The sequence below is a fragment of the Tropicibacter alexandrii genome (assembly GCF_003667315.2).
GTDB lineage: Bacteria > Pseudomonadota > Alphaproteobacteria > Rhodobacterales > Rhodobacteraceae > Tropicibacter > Tropicibacter alexandrii.
Window position 1 is genome coordinate 143286 of record NZ_RCTZ02000004.1, and the last position, 25373, is coordinate 168658.

Annotated in this window: 25 protein-coding genes; 19 read left to right on the plus strand and 6 right to left on the minus strand. The window is 63.3% G+C overall.

All coding sequences use genetic code 11. The features are described from left to right. Positions 1–11: 11 nt before the first annotated feature. The 6 genes from D8Z78_RS06945 to D8Z78_RS06970 all read left to right on the plus strand — a co-directional run bounded on the left by D8Z78_RS06945 (position 12) and on the right by D8Z78_RS06970 (position 8174). On the plus strand, positions 12–1856 hold the full coding sequence (locus D8Z78_RS06945) for an ABC transporter ATP-binding protein (RefSeq protein WP_121629414.1): 1845 nt from the start codon (positions 12–14) through the stop codon (positions 1854–1856). Then, complete coding sequence (locus D8Z78_RS06950) at positions 1853–3697, plus strand: ABC transporter ATP-binding protein (protein ID WP_240672030.1); 1845 nt, start codon at positions 1853–1855, stop codon at positions 3695–3697. The genes D8Z78_RS06945 and D8Z78_RS06950 overlap by 4 nt, the downstream gene beginning before the upstream one ends. Continuing rightward, positions 3694–5523 carry an ABC transporter ATP-binding protein gene (locus D8Z78_RS06955; protein ID WP_121629415.1) on the plus strand — a complete coding sequence of 610 codons (1830 nt, stop codon included), beginning with the start codon at positions 3694–3696 and terminating at the stop codon, positions 5521–5523. The genes D8Z78_RS06950 and D8Z78_RS06955 overlap by 4 nt, the downstream gene beginning before the upstream one ends. Positions 5524–5605: 82 nt before the next feature. Next, entirely contained in the window at positions 5606–6829 is a 1224-nt protein-coding gene (locus D8Z78_RS06960) for a class I SAM-dependent RNA methyltransferase (protein ID WP_121629416.1), read from the plus strand. A gap of 3 nt (positions 6830–6832) precedes the next feature. Continuing rightward, positions 6833–7600 (plus strand): ion transporter, encoded by a 768-nt coding sequence (locus D8Z78_RS06965; protein WP_121629417.1) that lies wholly within the window; start codon positions 6833–6835, stop codon positions 7598–7600. An 82-nt stretch (positions 7601–7682) separates the two neighbouring features. Beyond that, entirely contained in the window at positions 7683–8174 is a 492-nt protein-coding gene (locus D8Z78_RS06970) for a L,D-transpeptidase family protein (protein ID WP_121629418.1), read from the plus strand. A gap of 65 nt (positions 8175–8239) precedes the next feature. Here the strand turns inward: D8Z78_RS06970 and dalA are convergent, their stop codons facing one another. After that, positions 8240–8788 carry a divisome-associated lipoprotein DalA gene (gene dalA, locus D8Z78_RS06975; RefSeq protein WP_121629419.1) on the minus strand — a complete coding sequence of 183 codons (549 nt, stop codon included), beginning with the start codon at positions 8786–8788 and terminating at the stop codon, positions 8240–8242. 167 nt (positions 8789–8955) lie between these two features. On the opposite strand from dalA, the gene D8Z78_RS06980 reads away from it, so the two are divergent. Next, the gene (locus D8Z78_RS06980) at positions 8956–9552 is read left to right on the plus strand and encodes a L,D-transpeptidase (protein ID WP_420824307.1); all 597 of its coding nucleotides are present in this window, start codon (positions 8956–8958) and stop codon (positions 9550–9552) included. A 140-nt stretch (positions 9553–9692) separates the two neighbouring features. Then, the gene (locus D8Z78_RS06985; protein ID WP_121629421.1) at positions 9693–9884 is read left to right on the plus strand and encodes a ferrochelatase; all 192 of its coding nucleotides are present in this window, start codon (positions 9693–9695) and stop codon (positions 9882–9884) included. Positions 9885–10085: 201 nt separating this feature from the next. On the opposite strand, the gene hemH is transcribed toward D8Z78_RS06985, so the two are convergent. After that, positions 10086–11150: a ferrochelatase gene (hemH, locus tag D8Z78_RS06990; protein ID WP_121629422.1), complete on the minus strand. Its 1065-nt coding sequence runs from the start codon at positions 11148–11150 to the stop codon at positions 10086–10088. Positions 11151–11202: 52 nt separating this feature from the next. Further along, on the minus strand, positions 11203–12018 hold the full coding sequence (locus D8Z78_RS06995) for a methyltransferase domain-containing protein (protein WP_121629423.1): 816 nt from the start codon (positions 12016–12018) through the stop codon (positions 11203–11205). Between D8Z78_RS06995 and D8Z78_RS07000 the strand changes: the two genes are divergently transcribed. From D8Z78_RS07000 to D8Z78_RS07015, 4 genes are read left to right on the plus strand one after another with little or no spacing between them, the layout of a single operon-like run. Beyond that, a complete protein-coding gene (locus D8Z78_RS07000; RefSeq protein WP_240672031.1) occupies positions 12017–12763 on the plus strand; it encodes a ComF family protein in 747 nt (248 codons plus the stop codon). The two genes, D8Z78_RS06995 and D8Z78_RS07000, sit on opposite strands and share 2 nt — an antisense overlap. A 37-nt stretch (positions 12764–12800) precedes the next feature. Further along, complete coding sequence (gene grxC, locus D8Z78_RS07005; RefSeq protein ID WP_121629425.1) at positions 12801–13058, plus strand: glutaredoxin 3; 258 nt, start codon at positions 12801–12803, stop codon at positions 13056–13058. Then, positions 13058–13888 carry a carbon-nitrogen hydrolase family protein gene (locus D8Z78_RS07010; protein ID WP_121629426.1) on the plus strand — a complete coding sequence of 277 codons (831 nt, stop codon included), beginning with the start codon at positions 13058–13060 and terminating at the stop codon, positions 13886–13888. Before grxC ends, D8Z78_RS07010 begins: the two co-directional genes overlap by 1 nt. Next, complete coding sequence (locus D8Z78_RS07015) at positions 13885–14319, plus strand: MarR family winged helix-turn-helix transcriptional regulator (RefSeq protein WP_121629427.1); 435 nt, start codon at positions 13885–13887, stop codon at positions 14317–14319. Before D8Z78_RS07010 ends, D8Z78_RS07015 begins: the two co-directional genes overlap by 4 nt. Positions 14320–14380: 61 nt before the next feature. On the opposite strand, the gene ubiG is transcribed toward D8Z78_RS07015, so the two are convergent. Further along, positions 14381–15118: a bifunctional 2-polyprenyl-6-hydroxyphenol methylase/3-demethylubiquinol 3-O-methyltransferase UbiG gene (gene ubiG, locus D8Z78_RS07020; RefSeq protein ID WP_121629580.1), complete on the minus strand. Its 738-nt coding sequence runs from the start codon at positions 15116–15118 to the stop codon at positions 14381–14383. Positions 15119–15165: 47 nt separating this feature from the next. Between ubiG and pip the strand changes: the two genes are divergently transcribed. The 5 genes from pip (at position 15166) to D8Z78_RS07045 (ending at position 21688) form a co-directional block, all read left to right on the plus strand. Beyond that, a complete protein-coding gene (gene pip / locus D8Z78_RS07025; RefSeq protein ID WP_121629428.1) occupies positions 15166–16149 on the plus strand; it encodes a prolyl aminopeptidase in 984 nt (327 codons plus the stop codon). 52 nt (positions 16150–16201) lie between these two features. After that, positions 16202–17191 carry an ABC transporter permease gene (locus D8Z78_RS07030; protein WP_121629429.1) on the plus strand — a complete coding sequence of 330 codons (990 nt, stop codon included), beginning with the start codon at positions 16202–16204 and terminating at the stop codon, positions 17189–17191. Further along, complete coding sequence (locus tag D8Z78_RS07035) at positions 17188–18384, plus strand: ABC transporter permease (RefSeq protein ID WP_121629430.1); 1197 nt, start codon at positions 17188–17190, stop codon at positions 18382–18384. The genes D8Z78_RS07030 and D8Z78_RS07035 overlap by 4 nt, the downstream gene beginning before the upstream one ends. 3 nt (positions 18385–18387) lie before the next feature. Next, complete coding sequence (locus D8Z78_RS07040; RefSeq protein WP_121629431.1) at positions 18388–20043, plus strand: ABC transporter ATP-binding protein; 1656 nt, start codon at positions 18388–18390, stop codon at positions 20041–20043. Positions 20044–20134: 91 nt separating this feature from the next. After that, positions 20135–21688, plus strand: coding sequence for an ABC transporter substrate-binding protein (locus D8Z78_RS07045; protein ID WP_121629432.1), 1554 nt, complete (start codon positions 20135–20137; stop codon positions 21686–21688). A gap of 116 nt (positions 21689–21804) precedes the next feature. Here the strand turns inward: D8Z78_RS07045 and D8Z78_RS07050 are convergent, their stop codons facing one another. Then, a complete protein-coding gene (locus D8Z78_RS07050; RefSeq protein ID WP_121629433.1) occupies positions 21805–22575 on the minus strand; it encodes a DNA-binding transcriptional response regulator in 771 nt (256 codons plus the stop codon). Between the two features lie 482 nt (positions 22576–23057). Further along, positions 23058–23711 carry a fructose-6-phosphate aldolase gene (gene fsa / locus D8Z78_RS07055; protein WP_121629434.1) on the minus strand — a complete coding sequence of 218 codons (654 nt, stop codon included), beginning with the start codon at positions 23709–23711 and terminating at the stop codon, positions 23058–23060. A 129-nt stretch (positions 23712–23840) separates the two neighbouring features. Here fsa and D8Z78_RS07060 point away from each other — a divergent pair, with 129 nt between their 5' ends. Together D8Z78_RS07060 and D8Z78_RS07065 are read left to right on the plus strand one after the other, a co-directional pair. Next, a complete protein-coding gene (locus tag D8Z78_RS07060; RefSeq protein WP_121629435.1) occupies positions 23841–24599 on the plus strand; it encodes a DeoR/GlpR family DNA-binding transcription regulator in 759 nt (252 codons plus the stop codon). Further along, complete coding sequence (locus D8Z78_RS07065; protein ID WP_121629436.1) at positions 24596–25372, plus strand: triose-phosphate isomerase; 777 nt, start codon at positions 24596–24598, stop codon at positions 25370–25372. Before D8Z78_RS07060 ends, D8Z78_RS07065 begins: the two co-directional genes overlap by 4 nt. Position 25373: the final 1 nt, after the last annotated feature.

Consider the following 25373-nt stretch of genomic DNA (forward strand, 5'->3'; position numbering starts at 1 on the left):
GGCGCCTCCGAATGTACCGTTTCTTTGAAAATCTCGTTGATCCCTACACGGATTATCCCCGCACCGATACGCCGCCCCGGCGTCTGTTGCCCTTCCTTCTGCAATACACGCGGCCCTTTCGGGGCGTGTTCATCGCCGCGACGCTGGGTTCGATCCTGATCGCCGGGGTCGAGGTCGGCCTGATCTGGGCCATGGGCTGGGTCGTCGACCTGCTGGAAAACGACCCCGCGCAGGTCTGGGCCGATCATGGCTGGACGCTGATCGCGCTGGGCCTGTTCCTGCTGTTCCTGCGCCCCCTGATCGCGGTGTTCGATGTGGCGCTGCTGAACCAGACGATCCTGCCCAATCTGGGGACGCTGATCCGCTACCGCGCGCATGGTCATGTCTTGCGGCAATCTGTGGGCTGGTTCGAGAACGACTTTGCCGGGCGCATCGCCAACCGGATCATGCAGACACCCCCGGCGGCGGGCGAGGTGGCGTTTCAGGTCTTCGACGCGATGACCTTTTCCATCGCCTACGTGATCGGGGCGATGGTCCTGCTGGGTGACAGCGACCCGCGCCTGATGATCCCGCTGGCGTTGTGGGTTGTGCTCTATGGCCTGCTGATCCGCTGGACGATCCGCAACGTGTCCCCCGCGTCCAAGGCGTCGTCTGACGCGCGGTCCCAGTTCACGGGCCGTGTGGTAGACAGCTACAGCAACATCCACTCGGTCAAGATGTTCGCGCAGGGCGAGGCTGAGCTGGATTATGGTCGCGAGGCGATCGAGCATGCGCGGCGGACCTTCTTCCGCGAAATGCGGCTCTATACCACCATGGATGTGGCCCTGAACGTGCTGAACGGCTTGCTGATCGTCGGCGTTGTCGGGCTGGCTTTGGCGCTTTGGATGGGTGGCAATGCGACGGCGGGTGCGGTCGCAGCGGCGACGGCACTGGTGTTGCGCCTGAATGCCATGACCGGCTGGATCATGTGGGCGACCACGTCGTTGTTCCGCGAGCTTGGTGTTGTCCAGGAAGGGATGGAGACGATTGCCCAGCCGATCACGCTGGTCGATGCGCCGGACGCGCAGCCACTAAGGCTGACCGAGGGGCGGATCGAGATGACCGCCCTCAGCCACCATTACGGGCGCGGGTCTGGCGGGCTGAACGCGTTGGACCTGACCATTGCGCCGGGCGAAAAGGTCGGCCTTGTCGGGCGGTCGGGTGCGGGGAAATCGACCCTCGTCAAGCTGCTCCTGCGGTTCTACGACCCTGAAAGCGGCACGATCCGGATCGACGGGCAGGATATCACCCATGTCACCCAAGACAGCCTGCGCCTGAATATCGGCATGGTTGGGCAGGATTCGAGCCTGATGCACCGCTCCGTGCGTGAGAATATCCTGTATGGCCGCCCCGACGCGACGGACGCGCAAATGATCGCCGCCGCCCGTCAGGCGCAGGCGCATGACTTCATCCTTGATCTGCAAGACCCCGAGGGGCGCACAGGCTATGACGCGCAGGTGGGTGAACGCGGGGTGAAACTGTCCGGCGGGCAGCGGCAGCGCATCGCGCTCGCCCGCGTGATCCTGAAGGACGCGCCCATTCTGGTACTGGACGAGGCCACCAGTGCGCTCGATTCCGAGGTCGAGGCCGCCATTCAGGACACGCTCTACGGCATGATGGAGGGCAAGACCGTGATCGCCATCGCCCACCGCCTGTCCACCATCGCCCGGATGGACCGGATTCTGGTGCTGGACGACGGCCGCATTGTCGAGGACGGCCCGCATGACGCGCTTTTGGCGCAGGGCGGGCTATATGCCGGGTTCTGGGCGCGTCAATCCGGCGGGTTCATCGACGCGGGAGAGGAGGCCGCCGAGTGAAACAGACCCTGATCCAGCGCGCGGGCGGCCTTGTCGACACCCGCGCCCCCGGCGAGGGCCCGCCCCCCGCCACGCTCTGGCGCTTCATGCTTTGGGCGCTCAAGGGCGCTTGGCCGGTGATCGCACTGGGCGTCGTGATCTCGCTTTCTGCGGGCGGGGTCGAGGTGCTGTCGATGTATATGCTCGGCCTGATCGTCGATCTGGTGGCGGGCGAAACAGGCTCTATCCTTGCCCATTGGCCGCTTTTGCTGGTGGCCGCCGGGTTGATGGTCGTCGTCCGCCCGCTGCTGTTTGGGGGCCTCGCCCTGACCCAGACGGTGATGATCGGGCCGAATGTCTTCAACCTTGTGATGACGCGGCTCTATCGTTGGACGATCGACCAGTCGGTGACCTTCTTCGACAATGACTTTGCCGGGCGGCTGGCGCAGAAAAAGGTGCAGGCGGCGAATTCTCTGACCGAGGTCACCATCGAATCCGTCAATGCCCTGACGCTGGGGTTGGCGACGGTGATCGGCACCATGGCGTTGCTGGGCGCGGTCAATCCGTGGCTCGTGCTGATCCTTCTCGTTTGGTTCGCGGGGTACCTCGCCTTCCTGCGGGTCTACCTGCCGAAAATCCGCGTCCGCTCCGCCGCCCGCGCAGGTGCCCGCGCCAATGTGACCGGGCAGGTGGTCGACACCCTGTCCAACATCAAGACGGTGAAGCTGTTCGCCGGGCGCAGGCACGAGGATTCCATGACCTTGGGCGCGCTCGACGACCTGCGCGGCAAGGCCTTGGCCTTTGGCGACCTGACCACGCGCTTTCGCCTTGGGCTGATCGCGATTGCCGGGCTGTTGCCGGTTACGCTGATCGGCGCGGCGATTGCCATGCGCGGGTCCGTCACGCCGGGCGACATTGCCGCGATCGGCGGCACCGCGCTGCGGCTGGCGCAAATGACCGGCTGGATCAGCTTTTCGATCATGGTGATCTACGGCCATCTCGGCGAGGTCGAGGATGGCATGACCACGCTTTCCGTAGCGCATGACCTGACCGATGCGCCCGACGCGGTCGCGCTCGAGGTCCCACAGGGCGAGATCCGCTATGACGATGTCAGCTTCACCTATGGCGGCGAATCCGGCGGGATCGAGGGGATCGACCTGACCATCACCCCCGGTGAAAAGCTCGCCATCGTGGGCGCGTCCGGCGCGGGGAAATCGACCCTCGTGGCGCTGCTGATGCGGCTCTATGACACCGAAAAAGGCGCGGTTCGCATCGACGGGCAGGACATCCGCACCGTCACCCAAGACAGCCTGCGCAGCCAGATCGGCATGGTCACGCAGGAAACCTCGATGTTCAACCGCTCGGCCTTGGACAATATCCGCTATGGCCGCCCCGACGCAACACAGGAGCAGGTCACCGCCGCCGCCCGCCGCGCCGAGGCGCATGAGTTCATCCTTGACCTCAAGGATGCCGAGGGGCGCACGGGCTATGGGGCCTTCCTTGGCGAACGCGGTGTGAAACTGTCCGGCGGGCAACGGCAGCGCATCGCCCTTGCCCGCGCCATTCTGAAGGACGCGCCGATTCTGGTGCTGGACGAGGCGACAAGCGCGCTCGATTCCGAAGTTGAGGCGGAAATTCAGACCGCGCTGACCAGCTTCATGCAGGGCAAGACGGTGCTGGCGATTGCGCACCGGCTGTCGACGATTTCCGCCATGGATCGCATCATCGTGCTGGAACAGGGTCACATTGCCGAAGAAGGCACCCACGATGACCTGCTGTCCCAACAGGGTCTCTATGCCCGCTATTGGGAGCGCCAGTCCGGTGGATTCCTCGGGGATGACGCCGCCGAGGCCGCCGAATGATCCGCAACTGGCTGCCGCAGATCGACCCGTTTGTGCCCGCCGACGGCCCGCCGCCACAGGGGCTTTGGCCCTTCATGCGCTGGGCGTTGAAAGGGGCGGAGCCCGCCATCGCGCTGGCCTGCGCCGTCACCGTGCTGGTCGGCCTGACCGAAGTCTTCGTCGCGCGCTACACCGCATGGGTCATCGACAGCGCTGCCGCCGCTGGCCCGGGGGAGTTCTGGGGGGCGTTCTGGCCTCAGATCCTTGTGGGCGTGGGATTTTACCTGCTGTTCCGGCCCTTGCTGTTCCTGTTCGATGCGGCGGTCAGCGGGGTGATGCTGGGGCCGAACCTGTTCCCGTTGGTCATGGCGCGCATCAACCAGCATACGATGGGCCATTCGATGGCCTTTTTCGAGAACGACTTTGCCGGGCGGCTCAGCCAGAAGGCCAACCAGATTGCCCGCTCCCTGACCGATCTGGTGGTCGAAGTGACCGATGTGATCGTCTATTCGCTGGCGATGTTCGCGGGGGCGTTTTTCATCCTTGGCGACGTCAGTTGGCGGTTGTTGCTGGTGTTCCTCGTCTGGGGTCTGCTCTACGCGGCGGCGCTGCGCTATTTCATCCCGCGGGTGCAGGCGCGTTCGGCCAAGCGGGCGGGGGCGCGCACGCAGGTGATCGGGCAGATCGTCGACACCTTGTCGAACATTTCGACGGTCAAACTGTTTGCCCGCGACCATGACGAAGACCGCACGACCCGCGACACGCTGGACGTCTACCGCCAGCGCAGTCTCGATTTCGGCGAGCTGTCGGCGGTGTTCCGCATGGTGCTGATGACGCTGGGGGGCATCCTGCCGATGGTGTCGATCCTGATGGCGCTGTTCCTGTTCAGCCGGGGGCAGGCCTCGGCGGGGGATATCGCCATGACGGCGATGATGACCACGCGGCTTGCGATGCTGACCAACCGGCTGGGGCGCGTGTCGATCCAGATCTTTACCCAAGTGGGCGAGATCGAGGACGGGGTGGGAACTTTGGCCCCGCCCCATGCCATCGTGGACCGCCCCGGCGCGCAGGCGCAGGCGGATCGCGGGCCGATCCGGTTTGACCATGTGGGCTTTGCCTATGGCGGCGAAAGCCGTGCGCTGCGGGGCTTTGACCTGACGATTGCCGAGGGCGAAAAGATCGCACTGGTCGGCGCCTCGGGGGCGGGGAAATCGACGGCGGTGTCGCTGCTGCTGCGGCTGCATGAGGTGGAACAGGGTCGCATCACGCTGGCGGGCACCGATATCCGCGACCTGACGCAGCAGGCCTTGCGGCGGCAGATCGCCGTGGTGCGGCAGGACACCGCCATGTTCAACCGCTCCGCAATGGAGAATATCCGCTATGGCCGCCCCGATGCGACGGATGACGAGGTTTTTGAGGCGGCGCGCAGGGCGGCGGCGCATGACTTCATCCTCGACCTGATCGATGGCAAGGGGCGCACCGGCTATGACGCGCGGCTGGGTGAGCGCGGGGTGAAACTGTCCGGCGGGCAGCGCCAGCGCATCGCCTTGGCCCGTGCCATCCTGAAAGACGCGCCGATCCTCGTGCTGGACGAGGCGACAAGCGCGCTCGATTCAGAGGTCGAGGCGGAAATTCAGGACGCGCTGCAAGAGGTGATGCTGGGCAAGACCGTGGTCGCCATCGCGCACCGCCTGTCGACGATCGCCGCCATGGACCGGATCATCGTGATGGATCAGGGCCAGATCGTCGAGCAGGGCAGCCATGACGTGCTTCTGGCGAAACAGGGTCTGTATGCGCGCTATTGGGAGCGGCAGTCCGGTGGCTTCCTCGGGCAGGCGGCGGAGTAGGGGCTTTACCCTAGGCGGCGCGCGGGCGAAAAGCGGGCGCAATTTGGGTATTTTGACCAAGAAGAAGCACTGGGGCGGTGAAATGTCTGAACCGACGCGCGTGACGGTGGAGCGGCTGGGGCATAAAGGCGACGGGATCGCGCCCGGCCCGGTCTTTGTGCCGGGGATTCTGCCGGGCGAAGAGGTCGAGGGTGTGCTGGAGGGCGACACGCTGAGCGCGCCGAAGATCGTCACGCCCTCCGTGGACCGGGTCGCGCCGCCCTGTCGCCATGCCAAGGCCTGTGGCGGCTGCCAGTTGCAGCACGCCTCGGACGGGTTTGTCGAGGGGTGGAAACTGGACGTGGTGCGCCGCGCGCTGGATGCGCAAGGCATCGATGCGCCGATCGATGGCATCGCCACCTCGCCCCGGCAATCGCGCCGTCGCGCCACGTTTTCCGCGAAACGCACCAAGAAGGGCGCGCTGGCGGGCTTTCACCAGAAAGGCTCGGACGTGGTGATCGACGTGCCGGATTGCCTGCTTGTGACGCCCGCGCTGACCGCCGCGCTGCCGATGGTGCAGGCGCTGGCGGTGCTGGGGGCCTCGCGCAAGGGCGAGTTGTCGGTGACGGTGACGGAGACGCGCACTGGGCTGGACGTCGCCGTCACCGGCGGCAAGGAGATCGACACGCAGTTTCGCAGCGATCTGGCCGAGATCGCCCGCACCCATGACCTGGCCCGGCTGACTTGGGACGACGAATCGCTGACCCGCCGCCAGCCGATCCTGTTGATGGGCAAGGCCGAGGTCACGCCGCCCCCCGGTGCCTTTCTGCAAGCCACGGCTGAGGGCGAGACTGCGCTGCTGACCGCCGTGCGCGAGGCCTTGAAAGGCGCGACGCATATCGCCGACCTGTTCGCGGGCTGCGGCACCTTTGCCCTGCCCTTGGCCGAGCAGGCGCGGGTGCATGCGGTCGAGGGGGAAAAGACCATGGTCAAGGCGCTGGACCATGGATGGCGCAACGCGACCGGCTTGAAACACGTCACCAGCGCCGCGCGCGACCTGTTCCGCAACCCGCTTTTGCCCGACGAGCTGGCGCGGTTCGACGGTGTGGTCATCGACCCGCCCCGCGCCGGGGCCGAGGCGCAGATCGCCGAGATCGCCAAGACAAAGATCCCCCGCATCGCACATGTGTCCTGCAACCCCGTCACCTTTGCGCGCGACAGCGCCGTGCTGCTGCGCAACGGGTGGACAATCACTTCGCTCCGTGTGGTTGACCAGTTCCGCTGGTCCACCCATCTGGAACTCGTCGCCGCCTTTCACCGGAGTTGAACCATGCGCCAGCGCCTCGGGCAGATCCTTGATCTGTCTCTGACCCAGAATGTCATCATCGGGGTGATCCTGCTGAACGCGGTGATCCTCGGGATGGAGACTTCCGACACGCTGATGGCGCAATACGGGCCGGTGCTGCGGATGCTCGACCTTGCCTGTCTTGCGGTCTTCACCGCCGAGATCGTGGCCAAGCTGATCGCGCGCGGGCCTGCGTTTTTCAAAAGCGGCTGGAACATCTTCGATTTCATCATCGTGGGCATCGCCTATCTGCCTGCCACGCAAGGGTTTTCCGTGTTGCGGGCGCTGCGCATCCTGCGGGTGTTGCGCGTGGTCTCGGTCGCGCCGCGCCTGCGCCGGGTGGTCGAGGGCTTCATCACCGCGCTGCCGGGCATGGGGAGCGTGTTCCTGCTGATGGCGATCATCTTCTACATCGGGGCGGTGATGGCGACCAAGCTGTTCGGCGACAGCTTTCCGCAATGGTTCGGCGATCTGGGGAACTCGGCCTATTCGCTGTTCCAGATCATGACGCTGGAATCGTGGTCCATGGGCATCGTGCGCCCGGTGATGGAGGTCTATCCCTATGCCTGGGCGTTCTTTGTGCCGTTCATCATGGTCACGACCTTCGCGGTGGTGAACCTGCTGGTCGGTCTGATCGTGAACTCGATGCAGGACGCCCATCACGAAGAGGATGTGGTGCGCACCGATGCCTATCGCGACGAGGTCATCGCGCGGCTGGAGGCCATCGAGAAGCATCTGGCAGACAGGCGCTGAGGGGCGCCGACTGGCGAAATCGTGATCTTCGCCGGGCCCCGGTTTCGGTGTATAAGGCCGAAAAATACCAAAGGGGCAGACGATGCGATTGATCCGGGTTCTTTTGATCCTGACACTGGGCTTGGGCGTTTCGGCGTGCAGCAAGTTCGCGACGTACAATGGGCCCGAAGTGACCCATGTCGTCGTCAACAAGGGCGACCGGCGGATGTATCTCTTGCACGGGACCGAGGTGCTGGAGGATTACGATATCGGGCTGGGCTTTGCGCCTGCCGGGCACAAGCAGGTCGAGGGCGACGGCAAGACCCCCGAGGGCACCTATATCATCGACCGCCGCAATCCGAATTCGCAGTTTTTCCTGTCGATCGGGGTGTCCTATCCCAATGTTCAGGATCGGGAAAATGCACGGGCGCTGGGGAAATCGCCGGGCGGCGACATCTTTATCCACGGGCGGCCGTGGAAGTATCGCAAGGGCGGGCGCGACTGGACGGCGGGTTGTATCGCCGTGACGAATTCCGAGATGCGCGAGATCTATGCCATGGTGAAGAACGGCACGCCGATCACCATCAATCCGTGAAGGCGGGCTTACGGGTGATTAACGTTAACCCATTGTAAACGTGGGAGGTTTCGCGGCGAAACCTGTCAGCTTTGGATCGGGGCCGCGCCGCCCGCCGCGCCGAGCACCATCACCCACCAGATCTTGCCATTGTCTTCCTGATGCCATTCAAAGCCCAGATCGGTGGCGTTGGGGTCCAGCACGACGCGCTTGGTGTCGGGGTTCTCCATCCATGCGGCGAGGGTTTCCAGCTCGGTCTCGTAGGTTTCCGAGATGTCCTCGCCGATGAGGCGACCGGGATAGCCGACACGGCGGACGCGGTCGATGGGCGACGATCCGTCCGAGCCGAAATGCCATGGCCGGTTCTGCACTGCCATGTCTCGGGCATGGGTCGCGGCGGCGGCGTTGAGCTGGGCGTTCAGCGACACTGGCGCGGCACCCGCTGCCTGACGCAGGGCGTTGACCGAATCGAGCAGGCGGTACTGGATCTTGCCGCGGTCACCCGGCCCGATGCGATAGACCTTGGGCAGGGGTCTGCCATCCGGACCAAGGCGGTTCGGGGTCTCGACCGGGGCGGTGGTGCAGGCCGCGATGGCCAGCGCCGAGGACAGGGCGAGGAAGGTACGACGGTTCATGGCTGCTCTCGAATTCGGTATATCCCAACGGCCTATACAAAAGGGCGTTGCCATTCAAACCCACATCGGCGTGAGTTCGCCAGATCGCGCCTGTTTGAATTGCGACTGCGGCTTTCGGGCAATAAACTGCCCACGAATTTCCGAAGAGCGTGTTAACCAGGGGTACGATGATGAGCAAGACGACCGGTGTGAGCCGTCGCGGGTTCCTTGCGGGGACGGCGGCAATGATCGGTGCGCCCGCACTGGGGCAGCAGTTCAACGGGGCCGAGACGACCGAGGTCGAGCGCGATCTCGGGTCCGTGGTGCGGCGCAACATTTCCAGCTTTCGGACGCTGGATTGGCAGCCCTATTTCAACTCGTTGAGCGGCGGTGCGATCCTCGTCGACATTTCCAGCCGCGCGCTGCACTTCTGGCAGGAAAGCGGGCAGTACCACCTGTACCCGTCCTCGGTGCCGCTGACCGAGGACCTGACCCGTCGGGGCCGCACCGAGGTGGTCCGCAAGGTCGAGGGGCCGGAATGGCGCCCCACGCCCTCGATGAAGCAGCGCAACCCGGAATGGCCGGACTATGTCGGGCCCGGTCCGGATAACCCGCTGGGCACCCATGCGCTGTACCTCAGCTGGCAATATTACCGCATCCACGGCACCCATGATACGCGCAAGATCGGGCGGCGTTCGTCGAACGGCTGTATCGGCCTATATAATGAACACATCGCCGAGCTTTTCGGCATGACCAACGTGGGCACTCAGGTGTTGCTAATTTGACGACATCATGTCGGACAGCGAAATCAGGGCGTTAAGAACCAATTGCATTGCCCCTGAAAAGCTGCTTTGACAGAGTCACGAGGTAAGTCTTGGGTGCTTGGCGTGCTTTCGCACGTCGGGCTAAAAATTGGAGATTAATCATGAAGAAACTCGCTCTCGCAGCTGTTCTCGCTGGCGCAGCTTCCACCGCAATGGCCGGTTCCTATGCAAAGGACGACGTTGTCATGGAGCCCGTCGTGGTCGTGGAAGAAACCGCACAGTCGTCCTCGGCTGCCGGCATCCTGATCCCGCTGCTGCTGATCGCAGTCATCGCGGCAGCTGCTGCTGACTGATAGGTTTTTCAACCTACTGAATTTGGAAAAGGCGGCGCGACGGTGCCGCCTTTTTCTATTGGGGCCAGTGGTGAGCGCCAGAAACGATTCGCCCTTTGGGGGCAGCCTTCCGGTTTTCGGTCAACAATACCGGGCCGAACCGCGCATTGTTGACGGTCCGGGTGCAAAGCGGTCGAGGCAATGCCCACGACCGATACCTGTTCAGAGCGGGGTGGCCCAGCCGCCGAGATTCTCGGAGATCACCGTCGACAGCGCATCGACATGCGCGGGGTCGTCATTGAGGCAGGGAATATAGAGGAAATCCTCGCCCCCGGCATGCTCAAAGCTTTCCCGAATCTCTTCGTTGATCTCTTCGAGCGTCTCGATGCAATCGGCGGAAAAGGCGGGCGCGCAGATGGCGATGCTTTTCTTGCCCTGCTTGGCCAGTTCGGCCACGTGATCGACGGTGTAGGGCTTCAGCCATTCCTCGGGGCCGAAGACCGACTGGAAGGTGGTCACGATCTGCGTGTCGTCCCAACCCAGCCGCTCTTTCAGCAGGCGCGTCGTTTTCTGGCACTGGCAGTGATAGGGGTCGCCCTGCATCAGGTAGCGTTTCGGCATGCCGTGATAGGAGACCACGAGGATTTCTGGCTTTTTCTCGGCTGCGGCATAGCCGCGCTCGATCGACTGGGCGAGCGCTTCGATATACATCGGGTGTTCGAAATAGGGTTCGACGACGCGGGCGATGGGCTGCCATTCCTGCTTCATCAACGCGCGGAAGAACTGGTCATTCGCGGTCGCCGAGGTGGCGCCGGCGTAATGCGGATAAAGCGGGAAGAACAGGATCTTGCGGCAGCCCTGATCGACCATCGCCTGCACCTTGGACTCGGTCGAGGGGTTGCCGTAGCGCATGCAGAAATCCACCACGACCTGATCGCCGTACATGTCTTGCATGCGCTGCGCGATGGCGGCGGTCTGCTGCTTGGTGATCGTCATCAGGGGGGATTCGTTCAGCTCGGTGTTCCAGATCGACCGGTAGGCCGCGCCCGAGGTGAAGGGACGTTTCGACAGAATGATCAGCTGCAAGAGCGGCTGCCATTTCCATGGCGCGTAGTCGATGACGCGGCGGTCCGACAGGAACTCGTTCAGGTAGCGGCGCATCGACCAGTAATCCGTCGCATCCGGCGTGCCGAGATTGGCCAGCAGGACCCCCACCTTGGCGGGTTTGATGGCGGGATGGTCGGCAGCCGCATGGGCGGGTTTCCGGGCGGTGGTCGCGTCCAGCATCAGGGCTCTCCTGCTTTGGTTCCGGGCGTAGATATCGCGTGGGTGAGATACGTCAATCTTTGAGAGGCTTTTCCTGCGTGCCAAGCGCATCGGCGAGCCGATGTGCCGCAGAGCCGGGGCGCAGGGGCTGGGGTTGGCTGGCATCGGGCGCCCAGCCGGTGAGGGTGACGATCTCGAACGTGGCGGGGATGCGGCCGTCTTGCCCGAAGGTTTCGGCATAAAGGTCGGCGGCCCGAAGGAAGACGGCGCGGCGGGTCGGGTGGCGGACACGGTTGTGCAGCGCGTTGGTCTCGCCCATGGCGCGCAGGTCCGCCATGAGGTGGAAGAGGTCGCGATAGGTGACGGTCAGCGGCGCGGTATCGGCGACCGGCAGGGCGAGGCCCGCGCGTTGCAACAGCGCGCCAAGGTCGCGAATCTCGCCCATGGGCGCGACGCGGGGCGAGAGGCCGCCGGTCACTTCGATTTCCGCCTGCCCCAGCGCGGCGCGCAATTCGGTCAGGGTCTGCCCGCCAAAGGTCAGCACGATCAGCAGCCCGTCGGGGCGCAGGGCGCGGCGGCACTGGATCAGCTGGCCGACCGGGTCATCGGCCCAGTGCAGGGCGAGGGCGTGGATGATCAGGTCATGCGCGTCTTCGCGCAGGTCCAGCGTGTCGCTGTCGGGGATAATCCGGGCGTCGGGATGGCTTTGCCGCCACAGGTCGAGAAAGGGCGTGATGATCGCCGGATCGGTAAAGGTTTTGTTAACCAATGCGAGCCGATCCTCGGCCTCTGTCAGGGCGGCTTCGTGCAGGAACAGCGCCGGGTCGCGCAGGGCGCGGGCGCGGTGGGTCAGCAGGGCGTGTCGGTCGGTGAGGCGAGGGGTTTCCATGTTGAAGGCAGATAGGGCGTGGCGCGCGCGGATGCAAACGCTGGTGCAGCTGGTCTATCCGCCGCGCTGCCTGTCCTGCGGCGGGCTGGTCGAGACGGATTTCGGGCTGTGTACCGGGTGCTGGAAGGAGACGCCGTTTATCGCGGGCCTTGCCTGTGACCTCTGCGGGGTGCCCTTGCCGGGTCAGTCCGACGGGGTCGAGCATTGCGACGACTGCATGACCGTGCAGCGGCCTTGGGTGCAGGGGCGCGCGGCGCTGGTCTACAAGGACAGGGCGCGGCGCATGGTGCTGGCGCTGAAACATGGCGACCGGCAGGACATCGCGAAGCCCGCCGCGCGCTGGATGGCCCGGCAGACACGGGCGATGCTGCGCGAGAATATGGTCGCCGTGCCGGTGCCCTTGCACCTGCACCGCATGTTGGCGCGGCGCTACAACCAATCCGCCCTTCTGGCCGAGCATCTGGCCGAGGCGCTGGACATCGACTGGTGCGCCGATGCGCTGCACCGGCACGAGGCGACCCCGTCGCTGGATGGAAAGGGGCGCAATGAACGGTTCGAGACGCTGCAAGGCACGATTCGCGCCTCGGAATGGCGGACCCGCATGATCGAGGGGCGGCCGGTGCTGCTGGTCGACGACGTGATGACTTCGGGGGCGACATTGGCGGCCTGCGCCGAGGCTTGCCTTGCAGCCGGTGCAACCGAGGTATGCGTCAGCGTGTTGGCCCGCGTTGCAAAAGACGCGTAGGGTCTTATCTAGGGTGTGACACCCGAGAGGAAGATCCATGCAACCTGTTGAAATCTATTCGTCCCCGCTGTGCGGTTTCTGCCATGCGGCCAAGCGTTTGCTGACCCAAAAAGGTGTGGAATTCACCGAGATCGACGTGCTGCGCGAGCCCGCGCGCAAGTCCGAGATGATGGACCGCGCCCATGGCCGTCACACTGTGCCGCAGATTTTCATCGGCGAGACCCATGTCGGCGGCTGTGATGAGCTTTATGCGCTGGACCGCGCGGGCAAGCTCGACCCGCTTCTGGCGGGGTGATGCGGGCCGCGATCCTTCAGATCTGCTCAAGCGACGACCCCGAGGAAAACCTGTCCTCGGTGGTCGAACTCTTGCGCGCGGCGGCGGCGGAGGGGGCGGAGATCGCCTTTACCCCCGAAGTGTCGAACTGCGTGTCGATGGATCGCGGGCATCAGGCGCGGGTCTTGCGGCGTGAACGCGACGACCTGTTCCTTGCCGGGCTGGCGGAAACGGCCAAGGCGCTGGGCCTGTGGATCGTGACGGCGGTGGCGGTCAAATCCGACCCGCCCGAAGAGCGATTCGCCAATCGCTGCTTGGTGATTTCGCCCGAGGGCGAGACGGTCGCGCGCTATGACAAGATGCACATGTTCGATGTGCAGGTGTCGGAGACGGAGACCTACCGCGAATCGTCCGGCTATGCGCCGGGCGCGCAGGCGGTGGTGGTGGACACGCCGCTTGGAAAACTGGGGCTGACGATTTGCTATGACCTGCGGTTCGCCTACCTGTACCGTGTGCTGGCCAAGGCGGGCGCGCAGGTGATTTGCGTGCCCTCGGCCTTTTCGCCGGGCACGGGGCCCGCGCATTGGCAGCCGCTGTTGCAGGCGCGCGCGATCGAGACCGGGTGCTGGGTGGTTGCCCCCGCGCAGGTGGGGCAGCACCGCGCCAGCGCAGGCCGGACGCGCAGCACATGGGGGCATGCGCTGGTCGTGTCGCCTTGGGGTGAGGTGGTTCATGACGCCGGGGACGCGGTTGGCGTCACGGTCGTCGATCTGGATTTGAGCAAGGTGGACGACGCACGGCACAAGGTGCCGTCGCTGACCCACGACAGGGATTTCAGGGGGCCGGAATGAGCGATGCGAACGGGCTGGCCATCTCGCTGTTCAGCGAGTTGTTGACGGCGGACCAATTGTTGCGGGCGCGCCTGACCAAGGTGCTGCCGAACCGCATGGAGATTTCGCATTTCTCGGTGCTGAACACCTTGTCGCGCGGCGGGGAAAAGACCCCGGCGCAACTGGCCAAGGCGTTTCACGTGACGCGCGGGGCGATGACCAACACGCTGTCCAAGCTGGAAATGGCGGGGTACGTGCATATCCGTCCCGACTGGGACGATGCGCGGCGCAAGCTGGTGTCGATCTCGCCTGCCGGGAAATCCGCGCGCGAGGCGGCCTTGGCCGCGATCACGCCGATGATCCAAGAGATGGTGGGCGAATTGGGCGAGGCGAATGTGCGCGCCGCCCTGCCGGTGATCCGCGAATTGCGGGTGCGGTTGGAGGAAGGCTAGGGGGCTTTGCCCCCCGGCGCGTTCGCGCCTCCCCCCAAGGTATTTTGGGACCAAAGAAGCCCTAGGCGGGTTTCAGGGCGGCTGTGACGTAGTTCACAGACAGGTCGCGGTCGGAGATCGACCATTTCCATGTGATCGGGTTGAAGACGTAGCCCTTGCGGTCGACAGGATCGAGCCCGGCCTTGCGCATCAGGTCATAGAGTTCGTCTGGCGTGATGAATTTCGACCATTCATGGGTGCCCTTGGGCAGCCAGCGCATGACGTATTCCGCGCCAACGATGGCCATGGCGAAGCTCTTGGGATTGCGGTTGATGGTCGAGCAGAGGTGCAGCCCGCCCGGTTTAAGAAGCTGGCGGCAGGCGTTCAGGTAGGCGAGCGGATCGGCGACATGCTCGACCACTTCCATGTTCAGGACGACGTCGAATTGTTCGCCATCGGCGGCCATCGCCTCGGCCGTGGTGTGGCGGTAGTCGATTTGCAGGCCGGACTGGGCGGCGTGGGTTTCGGCGACGGGGATGTTGCGGGCGGCGGCGTCGACGCCGACGATCTCGGCGCCAAGCCGCGCCATGGGTTCGCACAGAAGGCCCCCGCCGCAGCCGATATCGAGGATGCGCAACCCTTTGAAGGGCTGGTCGGTGCCAAGCTGGCGGTCAAATTCGCCCGCGATCTGCGTGGTGATATAGTCCAGCCGCACCGGGTTCATCATGTGCAGCGGCTTGAACTTGCCGGTCGGATCCCACCATTCGGCGGCCATGGCCTCGAACTTGGCGATCTCGGATGCGTCGACGGTGGTGGTCATATCATTCCCCATGGCATTTCCCCTGCATTGCGCAATATAGAAGGGACATGGACAAAATCCCGGGCCAAAAGCGCGCAGTGCAGTATCTCTATCCTCCGATCGACCCGTTCGACCAGCGCGTGATCGCGCGCACCGGTGGGCATCGGATCTATGTCGAGCAATGTGGCAATCCCGAAGGCATCCCTGTGCTGGTCTTGCATGGTGGGCCGGGGGGTGGCTGCTCGCCCGCGATGCGCCGCTATTTCGACCCCGAGGTGTTCCGCGTGATCCTGCACGATCAGCGCGGCTGTGGCCGGTCGAAGCCCCATGCCAGCGTGGTCGACAACACCACATGGGATCTGGTCGGGGATATCGAGGCGATCCGCGATGAGTTGGAGATCGGCCCGGCGATCGTCTTTGGCGGGTCGTGGGGCGCGACCTTGGCGCTGATCTACGCGATCACGCATCCCGAGGCGGTGACGCATCTGGTGCTGCGCGGCGTGTTTATGGCGACTCAGGTCGAGCTGGACTGGTTTTATGGCGGTGGCGCGGGGCAGTTCTGGCCCGAGACTTGGGCGCGGTTTACCTCGCTGATCCCAGAGGAAGAGCGGGGCGACCTGATCGCCGCCTATCACCGGCGGCTGTTTTCCGGGAACATGGTCGAGGAAACCAAATACGCGCAGGCGTGGTCGTCTTGGGAGAACGCCTTGGCCACGGTCTATTCGACGGGCCATGGCGGCGAGGCGCCGGGGCCCTATGCCCGCGCCTTTGCCCGGTTAGAGAATCATTACTTCACCAACAAGGCGTTTCTGGACGAAGACGGCTGGATTCTGAAGAATGCCGACCGGCTGCGCGGCATCATGGGCTATATCGTGCAGGGGCGGTACGACATGATTTGCCCGCCGCAGCGTGCGTGGGAACTGCACAAGGCATGGCCCGGAAGCGACCTGCGCATGGTGCGCAATGCCGGGCATGCGCTGTCCGAACCGGGCATCAGCGCCGAGCTGGTCAGGGTGATGGATCAGATCGTCGAAAACAAAAGGTTTACATGAGGTCGGCTTTTGTTAACTTGTCAGTCAACAAAAACCAGAACCGACAGGGATCGTGAACCCAGTTTTCAAGATCATACTTCAGCGCCTCGCCTTGGGTCTATTGACGCTGCTCATCGTCTCTTTCGTGATCTTCACGGCGGTGAACCTGCTGCCGGGTGACTTTGCGCAGGCCATTTTGGGGCAGAGCGCCACGCCCGAGGCGATTGCCTCGATCCGGCGCGACCTTGGTCTGGATCAGCCGTTCTTCGCCCGGTACTTCGTCTGGTTGGGCGACATGCTGCAAGGCGATCTGGGCGTCAGCTATGCGCAGTTGAACTTTCAGACCAATATGGGCGCGGCCGAGTTGAAGACGGTGGCGGACCAGATCGCGCCACGCTTTGCCAATACGATGTTCCTTGCCGGTGTGACGGCGGCGATTGCCGTGCCCTTTGCCGTGGGGCTGGGCGTGCTGGCGGCGCTGTATCGCAATTCGGTCTTTGACAAGGTGGCCAATATCTCGACCCTGACGTCGATTTCCTCGCCTGAGTTCTTCCTTGCCTATATCCTCGTGCTGTTTCTGGCGGTGCTGAACCCGCTCTTGCCGTCGATTGCGAATATCTACCAAGGCATCCCGTTCACCGACCGGCTGATCGCGACGCTGCTGCCCGCGCTGACACTGACCTTGGTCGTGACGGCGCATATGATGCGCATGACGCGCGCGGCGATCATCAACCTGCTGGCTTCCCCCTATATCGAGATGGCCCGGCTGAAAGGCGTCAAACCGCTGCGGATCATCACCCATCACGCGCTGCCCAACGCTTGGGCGCCGATCATCAACGTGATCGCGCTGAACCTCGCCTACTTGATTACCGGCGTGGTCGTGGTCGAGGTGGTGTTCAACTATCCCGGCATCGGGCAGTTGTTCGTCGATGCGGTCAAGAACCGCGATATCCCGGTGGTGCAGGCCTGCTGCCTGATCTTTGCCGGGGCGTATATCCTGCTGAACCTCGCCGCTGACATCCTGTCGATCCTGACCAACCCGCGTCTGAGGCACCCGAAATGAGCGTCTGGCTGAATATCGCGCTGGCGCTGGCGGTGGTCGCCGTTCTGGGCTGGGTGTTCCGGTTTGCGGGGCAGAAAGCGACCGGAAACAACCCCTATTTCCGCGACATGCCCTACGCGGTGGCCTTTGGCTTTGCGCTGGCGGTGGTGCTGATCCTTGCGGGCGTCTGGCTGTACTTCCAACCGGCGGCGAACGAGCAGGGCGTGCCTGCGCCATCCGTCATCTTCTGGCGCTGGGCGGTGCATTTCGTGGCGGGTTCCGCCGTGGCGGCGTTCTTGTTCCGTCTGGCGGGGCGGCATGTGGGCACCGGAGCGTCGCGCAAGCTGTTCCGGCAGATGCCCCTGACCGCCGCCTTTGGCATCTTGGTGGTGCTGATCTACGCCGTGTTGGCGATCTTCGCCGCCTTCATTGCGCCGCATGGGCAAGAGCAGGTGTTCGCGCAGGCCAATGTGGTGCCGGGGGGCAATCCGGCGCTGGGCGGCAACCCGGAGTTCCCCTTGGGCACCGATCAGATCGGGCGCGATATCCTGAGCCGTCTGATCTATGGCGCGCAGAACACCGTGGGGATCGCCTTTGCCACGACGGTTTTGGCGTTCCTGCTGGGCGGCACGCTGGGCTTTCTCGCGGCGGTGTTGCGCGGTTGGACGGACCAGATCCTGTCGCGCGGGGTGGATGTGCTGATGGCGATCCCCTCGCTGATCTTTTCGCTGTTGCTGATCACGGTGGCCTCGGCCTGGGTCACGGGGACGGGGCTGACGGTTGCGATGGTGGTGATCATCGCGGTGATCGATTCGACCCGCGTTTACCGACTGGCGCGTGCGGTGGGCATGAACATCGTCGTCATGGATTATATCGAGGCCGCCAAGCTGCGCGGCGAGGGGATGGGTTATCTGATCTTCAAGGAGATCCTGCCCAATGCCACCGCGCCCTTGCTGGCGGAATTCGGGCTGCGCTTTTGCTTTGTCTTCCTGACCATTTCCGCGCTGTCGTTCCTTGGGCTGGGCATCCAGCCGCCGCTGGCGGATTGGGGTACGATGGTCAAGGACCTGTCCGCCTTCATCAACTACGCCGCTTTCGCGCCGCAGATCGCAAGCGCGCCGTTGCTGGCGGCGGGGGCGATTGCACTGCTGACGGTGGCGGTGAACTTCGTCGTGGACTGGATGCTGCACCGGTCGTCCGGGTTGAAGGAGTGAGCCATGAGTGATCGCGCAACCTTGGTCGAGATGCGCGGCATCCATATGGAAGGCCGCAGCGACGAAACCTGGATGCCGATCATCAAGGGTGTCGACCTGACCCTGAAAAAGGGCGAGGTGCTGGGGCTCATCGGCGAGAGCGGCGCCGGGAAATCGACGTTGGGACTGGCGGCGATGGGCTTTACCCGCGACGGGGTGCGGATTTCGCAAGGCTCCGTTCACTTCGACGGGATCGACCTGCTGGCGGCGTCTGCCGAGCAAAAGCGCCAGCTTTTGGGCAAGCGCATCGCCTATGTGGCGCAATCCGCCGCGGCCAGCTTCAACCCTGCACACAAGCTGATCGACCAGCATTCCGAGGCACCGCTTGCGCATGGCGTCAGTGGCAAGTCCGAGGCCGAGCAGGACGGGATGGAGCTGTACCGCAAGCTGCGCCTGCCCAATCCCGACGAGATCGGCTTTCGCTATCCGCATCAGGTGTCCGGCGGGCAGTTGCAGCGCGCGATGACGGCGATGGCTATGTCCTGCCGCCCCGACCTGATCATCTTTGACGAACCGACCACGGCGCTGGACGTCACCACCCAGATCGAGGTTCTGGCCGCGATCCGCAACATCGTCGAGGAATTCGACACGGCGGCGATCTATATCACCCACGATCTGGCGGTGGTCGCGCAGATGGCCGACCGGATCAAGGTCTTGCTCAAAGGCGATGAGGTCGAAGAGGCCGAGACGCGGGAAATGCTCTCAAACCCGAAAGAGGACTACACCAAAAGCCTCTGGGCGGTGCGCGAATTCCAGCGCCCGGCCAAAGCGGCCCCGGCGGTGGATGCGGTTCCGGTTGTGTCCGTCCAAGGGATCACGGCAGCTTATGGCAAGATGGATGTTTTGAAGGACGTGTCCTTCGACATCCATGCCGGGCGGACGGTGGCGGTGGTGGGTGAAAGCGGATCGGGCAAGTCCACGACCGCGCGCTGCATCACCGGGCTTTTGCCGCCGCGCATCGGGGTGATCGAGTTCGACGGCAAGCCGCTGCCGCTGGATTACCGCAAGCGCACGCGGGACGAATTGCGTCAGGCGCAGATGATCTACCAGATGGCCGATACGGCGCTGAACCCGCGCCAGCGCATCCGCGACATCATCGGGCGGCCCGTTGAGTTCTACAGCGGTCTGAAAGGCCGCGCCAAGCGCGAGCGCGTGGATGAATTGCTCGAGCAGATCGAACTGCCCGCCGCGCAATTCGGCGACCGTCTGCCATCCGAGCTGTCCGGTGGGCAGAAGCAGCGCATCGGCATCGCCCGCGCACTGGCCGCCGAGCCGAAATTCATCATCTGCGATGAGGTGACAAGCGCGCTCGACCAATTGGTGGCCGAGGGTATCCTGCGGCTGCTGGCGCGCCTACAAGATGAGCTGGGGCTTTCCTATATGTTCATCACGCATGATCTGGCGACGGTGCGCTCCATCGCCGACGAGGTTGTCGTGATGAAAGAGGGCAAGGTGGTGGAACAAGGGCCCAAGGCCGAGATGTTCCAGCCGCCGCACCACCCGTATACCGATCTGCTGCTGTCGTCCGTGCCGGAAATGGACCCGGACTGGCTGACCAACCTGCTGGCCGAACGCGGTGTCGAGAATATCGGCGATGCCGCCAGCGCGCAGATGGATTGAGAGGTTGTGAGGGGCCATGCATGGCCCTTTACTGTAAAAGGAAATGGAATCGTCCCGGCCAACGGGACGGGACACGACAAGGGAGACTGACATGACACGCATTTCAAGACGTGGACTTCTGACCACCGGCGCGGCCGCTGGTGTGCTAGCCGCTTCGGGCATGCCGCTGCGGGCGCAAGCCAAGAAGGGTGGTCGCCTGCGCGCGGGCCTGTCCGGTGCGAACACCTCGGACAGCTGGGACAGCCGCACCCATTCCGACCTCTACATGATCGCCTGTGCGCAAGGTGCCGTGTTCGACAGCCTGACCGAGGTCGCCGCCGATGGCTCGCTCAAGGGCGAATTGGCCGAAAGCTGGGAAGCGTCCGCCGATGCCAAGACATGGACGTTCAACCTGCGTCAGGGTGTGACCTTCCACAATGGCAAGGCGTTCGGCGCGGAGGACGTCATCGAGAGCTTGCAGATGCACGTGGCCGAGGGCGCGAAATCTGCGGCCCAGCCGATTGTCGAAACCATCACCGAGATGAAGAAGATCACCGACCATCAGGTGCAGTTCACGCTGGCGGCGGGCAATGCGGACTTCCCCTATCTGCTGTCGGATTATCACATCCTGATGTTCCCGGCGGGCCAGATCGAAGAGGCCATCCAGAAGGGTATCGGCACCGGTCTGTATCAGGTCCAAAGCTTCGAACCCGGTGTGCGCATGGTCGCGACCCGCGTGCCCAGCCACTACAAGGGCGACAGCGCGGGCTATTTCGACGAGATCGAGTATATCGCGATCAACGACAACACCGCCCGGATGAACGCGCTGATGACCGGTCAGGTGGATACGATCAACCGGATCGACTTCAAGACCGAAAGCCTGCTGCGCGCCAACCCGATGATCCGCATTCAGGAAGTCACCGGCAACCAGCAGTATACCTTCCCGATGCTGACCAATGTCGCGCCGTTCGACGATGTGAACGTGCGCCGCGCGCTGAAATTCGCGATCAACCGTCAGGAAATGGTCGACAAGATCCTGCTGGGCCATGGCCGCGTCGGCAACGACACCCCGATCGGCCCCGCCAACCAGTATTTCGCCGCGGATATGGAGCAGACCACCTACGATCCGGACAAGGCGAAGTTCTATCTGAAAGAGGCCGGCATGACCTCGCTGGATATCGACCTGTCCGCGTCGAACGCGGCGTTCGAGGGCGCGGTGGATGCGGCACAGCTGTATCAGGCGTCGGCCAAGGCGGCGGGCATCAACATCAACCTCATTCAGGAACCGGCGGATGGCTACTGGTCGAACGTCTGGCTGAAGAAGCCGTTCTGCGCCTGCTACTGGTCGGGTCGTGCGACCGAGGACTGGATGTTCGCAACCGCCTACGAGGAAGGCGTGCCGTGGAACGACACGCAGTGGGGCCGCGAGGACTCCGAGCGCTTCCAGGACCTGCTGGTCATCGCGCGTGCCGAGCTCGACAGCGCCAAGCGCCGCGAGATGTATCACGAGATGCAGATGATCCTGAAGGACGACGGTGGCGTCGTGCTGCCGATGTTCGCCAACTACGTTCAGGCGGTCAACAACAAGGTCGCCAACCCCGAGAAGGTCGGCAACCTCTGGCAGATGGACAATGCCCGGATGGCCGAACGGTGGTGGATGGCGTAACCGTCAAACGCCCGAGACAGGAAAGCCCCGCCAATTGGCGGGGCTTTTTTGTCGGGCGGGGCAAGGCCTTTCGAAAGGCTTTCCGCACCGCGACTGAACATCTGCTCTTTGATTGACTACAAATTAATCTTCTTCAGTGCCGTGTGGTGGTTCTCCAAGGCTGCGAGAACACCCAACGCAAGTTGTTTCTTGAAAATTGGCTTGCGCAACGTTGCATCACATATGCTGCTGCGTTCAGACGACAGATCGTCTGCGCCTACATCGCTGGACAATAGGAGCACGGGCATCGAAGGAAACTGGTTTCTGAATGAGATGAGCGTATCTATCACTTCGGAAATGTCCGATGAAATACCCATGTCGACGATCACGAAATCCCATTCTTCAATGTTGCTGGCGACGCATTCTAGTATTTCGTCGAGGTCGTTTGAGTGGTGAACTTCGTGACCGAGTTCAGAACACGACTTTGCAATTGAAGCGGATATCGGAAGGTTGGGCAAGGCGGCTGCCACACGCATTGGTGCAACGACAATGCTCTTCGCGGCGTAACTGCGCCAGATTCTTTCAGACAAAGATGCAGGTTTCTCTGGTGTGGTCGCGGGCTGAGATACGATCGGCTCACCATCGTTACGAAAGTAAGCTATAAGTGCTGCGATTGCTATAATAGCAGTATGCGTAAACGTTGCATACAAAAAAGCCGAAAAGAGCGACGTTCCGAAAATCAGGCATACAATAAAAACCATCAAAGCGAAGGGCGCGCCGAGCACTGCTGCAATGATCGGAAGACCTCCGGATGACTCTCCCCGATCGCTTTCCTGAAGAGATTCCTGTTTTCTCACTTGATCGGTTGAGAGGTTTTCCCGGCTGTACTCTTTCCTTCGCAGGTTCATGCGCAGGCTCCTGTGCATTGATGTTGCCGTTGCAAATCCGCCGATAAAGTGGACCCACTACCCTTTGGCTGTGTCGATTTCCGGGAACACTTACAACTTGCGACCGAGATCGCTCAGCAAGGCTGAGCGCGGCTGCACCGACTACCACCGTACTCCACCGCTTCCGCGTGACGCGTATCGTGACAATCTAAGAGGCACAACCGCCCGTACTTAATCTATAGTAATTTTTGCCTTGATGATCTCTACTATAGGCAGAATTTCGCTGCCAAATAGACGTTTGATAAGGTAAGCTGCACTGAAACCGGCTCGCTTCAGTGACCCGGAGCGTCGCCGCACGCCATCCATCATGGCGTGCTGACCGGGTTTAGCTCGACTGGATCTGCGTCACCGCAAAAATACAAGTCAGATCCGCAGCGTTTGGCGCTACTACGTTATCAAGCATAGCTGATTCCTGCAAAATATGCAACAAAAGCGGTTATTTATCAAAGGATACTCTGACCCGTGGCCGCCCAATCCTTGGCGAATTGGTCCAGACCCTTGTCGGTCAATACATGACTGGCCAGCCCCTTGATCACACCCGGCGGGATCGTCGCGACATCGGCCCCGGCCATCGCCGCGTCCTTGACGTGGTTCGGCGTGCGCACCGACGCCGCCAGAATCTGTGTCTCGAACCCGTAATTGTCGTAGATCGCCCGGATATCCGCGATCAACTCCATCCCGTCGATGTTCAGGTCGTCCAGACGCCCGATGAAGGGCGAAATGTAGGTCGCGCCCGCCTTTGCGGCGAGCAGCGCCTGATTGGCGCTGAAACACAGCGTCACATTGGTCTTGATGCCTTTCGACGTGAAGTGGCGGCAGGCCTTCAGCCCGTCCAGCGTCAACGGCAGCTTGATCACCACGTTGTCGGCGATCTGCGCCAGATGCTCGCCCTCGGCGACCATGCCATCGTACGCCATCGCGGCGACCTCGGCGGAGACCGGCCCGTCGACCAGCGCGCAAATCTCGGCGATGACCTCTTTGAAATCGCGGCCCGATTTGGCGATCAGCGAGGGGTTGGTCGTGACCCCGTCGAGCAGACCGTAATCGTTCAGCTCCTTGATATCGGCGATGATGGCGGTGTCGACGAAGAATTTCATGCGGAGTCTCCCTTGGCTGGTGTCGCGCAGGTGATAGCGCTCACGGCAACTTCTAACAATAGAAAATCACAAAATCACATGATTGACGGGATAAATGTGATGTGAGATGAGACCAGCGGAGGATGTGGGATGAAGCGCGAAGACCGGCAACAGGCGATCATGGACCTGCTCGTGGCGCAGGGGGCGGTGGATCTGGACGATCTCGCCAGCCGCTTTGCCGTGTCGCGCATGACCATTCACCGCGATCTGGACGATCTGGAAACCGCCGGTCTGCTGCGCAAGATCCGGGGCGGGGCGACGATCGAGGCCGGCACGCGTTTTGAATCCGATTTCCGCTATCGGGAACGGCAGGGCGGAACGGCCAAGGCACGCATGGCGCAGACCGCGCTCGACCTGATCGAGCCGGGTATGACCGTGCTGATCAATGACGGCTCGACCGCCGCCGCCCTCGGGCGCGCGCTTGTGGCGAAACGGCCGCTGACCGTTATCACCAACAATGCGGCCATCCTCGTCGCGCTGCGCGATGAGGCGGGCATCACCCTGATCGCCTTGGGCGGTGTCTACTCGCCCAAATACAACGCCTATTTCGGCAGGCTGACCGAGGATGCGCTGGCCAATCTGCGCGCCGATCTGGTGTTCATCTCGACCCCGGCGCTGGCCGATGGCGCCGCCTTCCACCCCGAGGAAAGCGTCATCGCCACGAAACGCGCCATGATGCGCGCGGGCGGGCAGGTCTGGCTGATGGTGAACCACGCGCGCTTTGGCCACAGCGCCCTGCACAAACTGGCCAATCTGTCGGCCTTTGACGGCCTCATCACCGATACCGCGCCCGAGGGGTTTGACCCGGACGGGCTGCCCCTGCTCACCCCCAAGGAGGACTGCGCATGACCCAGCCCCGTTTCTGGATCGGCACAAGCTGGAAGATGAACAAGACGCTGGCCGAGGCGCAGGTCTTTGCCAACGGTCTCGCCGCTGCCGACGACACGCGCGACCCGGCGATCCAGCGGTTCGTGATCCCCTCCTTCACCAATATCCGCGAGGTCAAACAGATCCTCGCCGAGACCTCCGTCAAGGTCGGCGCGCAGAACATGCATTGGGCCGATCAGGGCGCATGGACGGGCGAGGTCTCGCCCCTCATGCTGGTCGATTGCGGCATGGATATCGTTGAACTCGGCCATTCCGAACGGCGCGCGCACTTTGGCGAGACCGATGAGACCGTGGGGCAAAAGGTCGAGGCCGCCGTGCGTCACGGCTTGATCCCGCTGATCTGCATTGGCGAGACGCTGGCGGAACGCGAGGCGGGTCGCGCCCAAGAGGTGCTGGAAACGCAGGTGCGCGGCGCGCTCGGCAAGCTGACCGGCGACCAGTTGGCCGCGCCGATCCTGCTGGCCTATGAGCCGGTCTGGGCCATCGGCGAAAACGGCATCCCCGCGACCTCGGACTATGCCGATGCGCGGCAAGCCGAGATCATCGCCGTGTCGCAGGCCGTCACCGGGCGGCCTCTGCCCTGCCTCTATGGCGGGTCGGTCAATCCCGGCAATTGCGAAGAGTTGATCCAATGCCCGCATATCGACGGGCTGTTCATCGGGCGCAGCGCCTGGGCGGTCGAGGGGTATCTCGACATTCTCGCCAAGTGCGCGGCCATCATCGGAAAGGACTGAA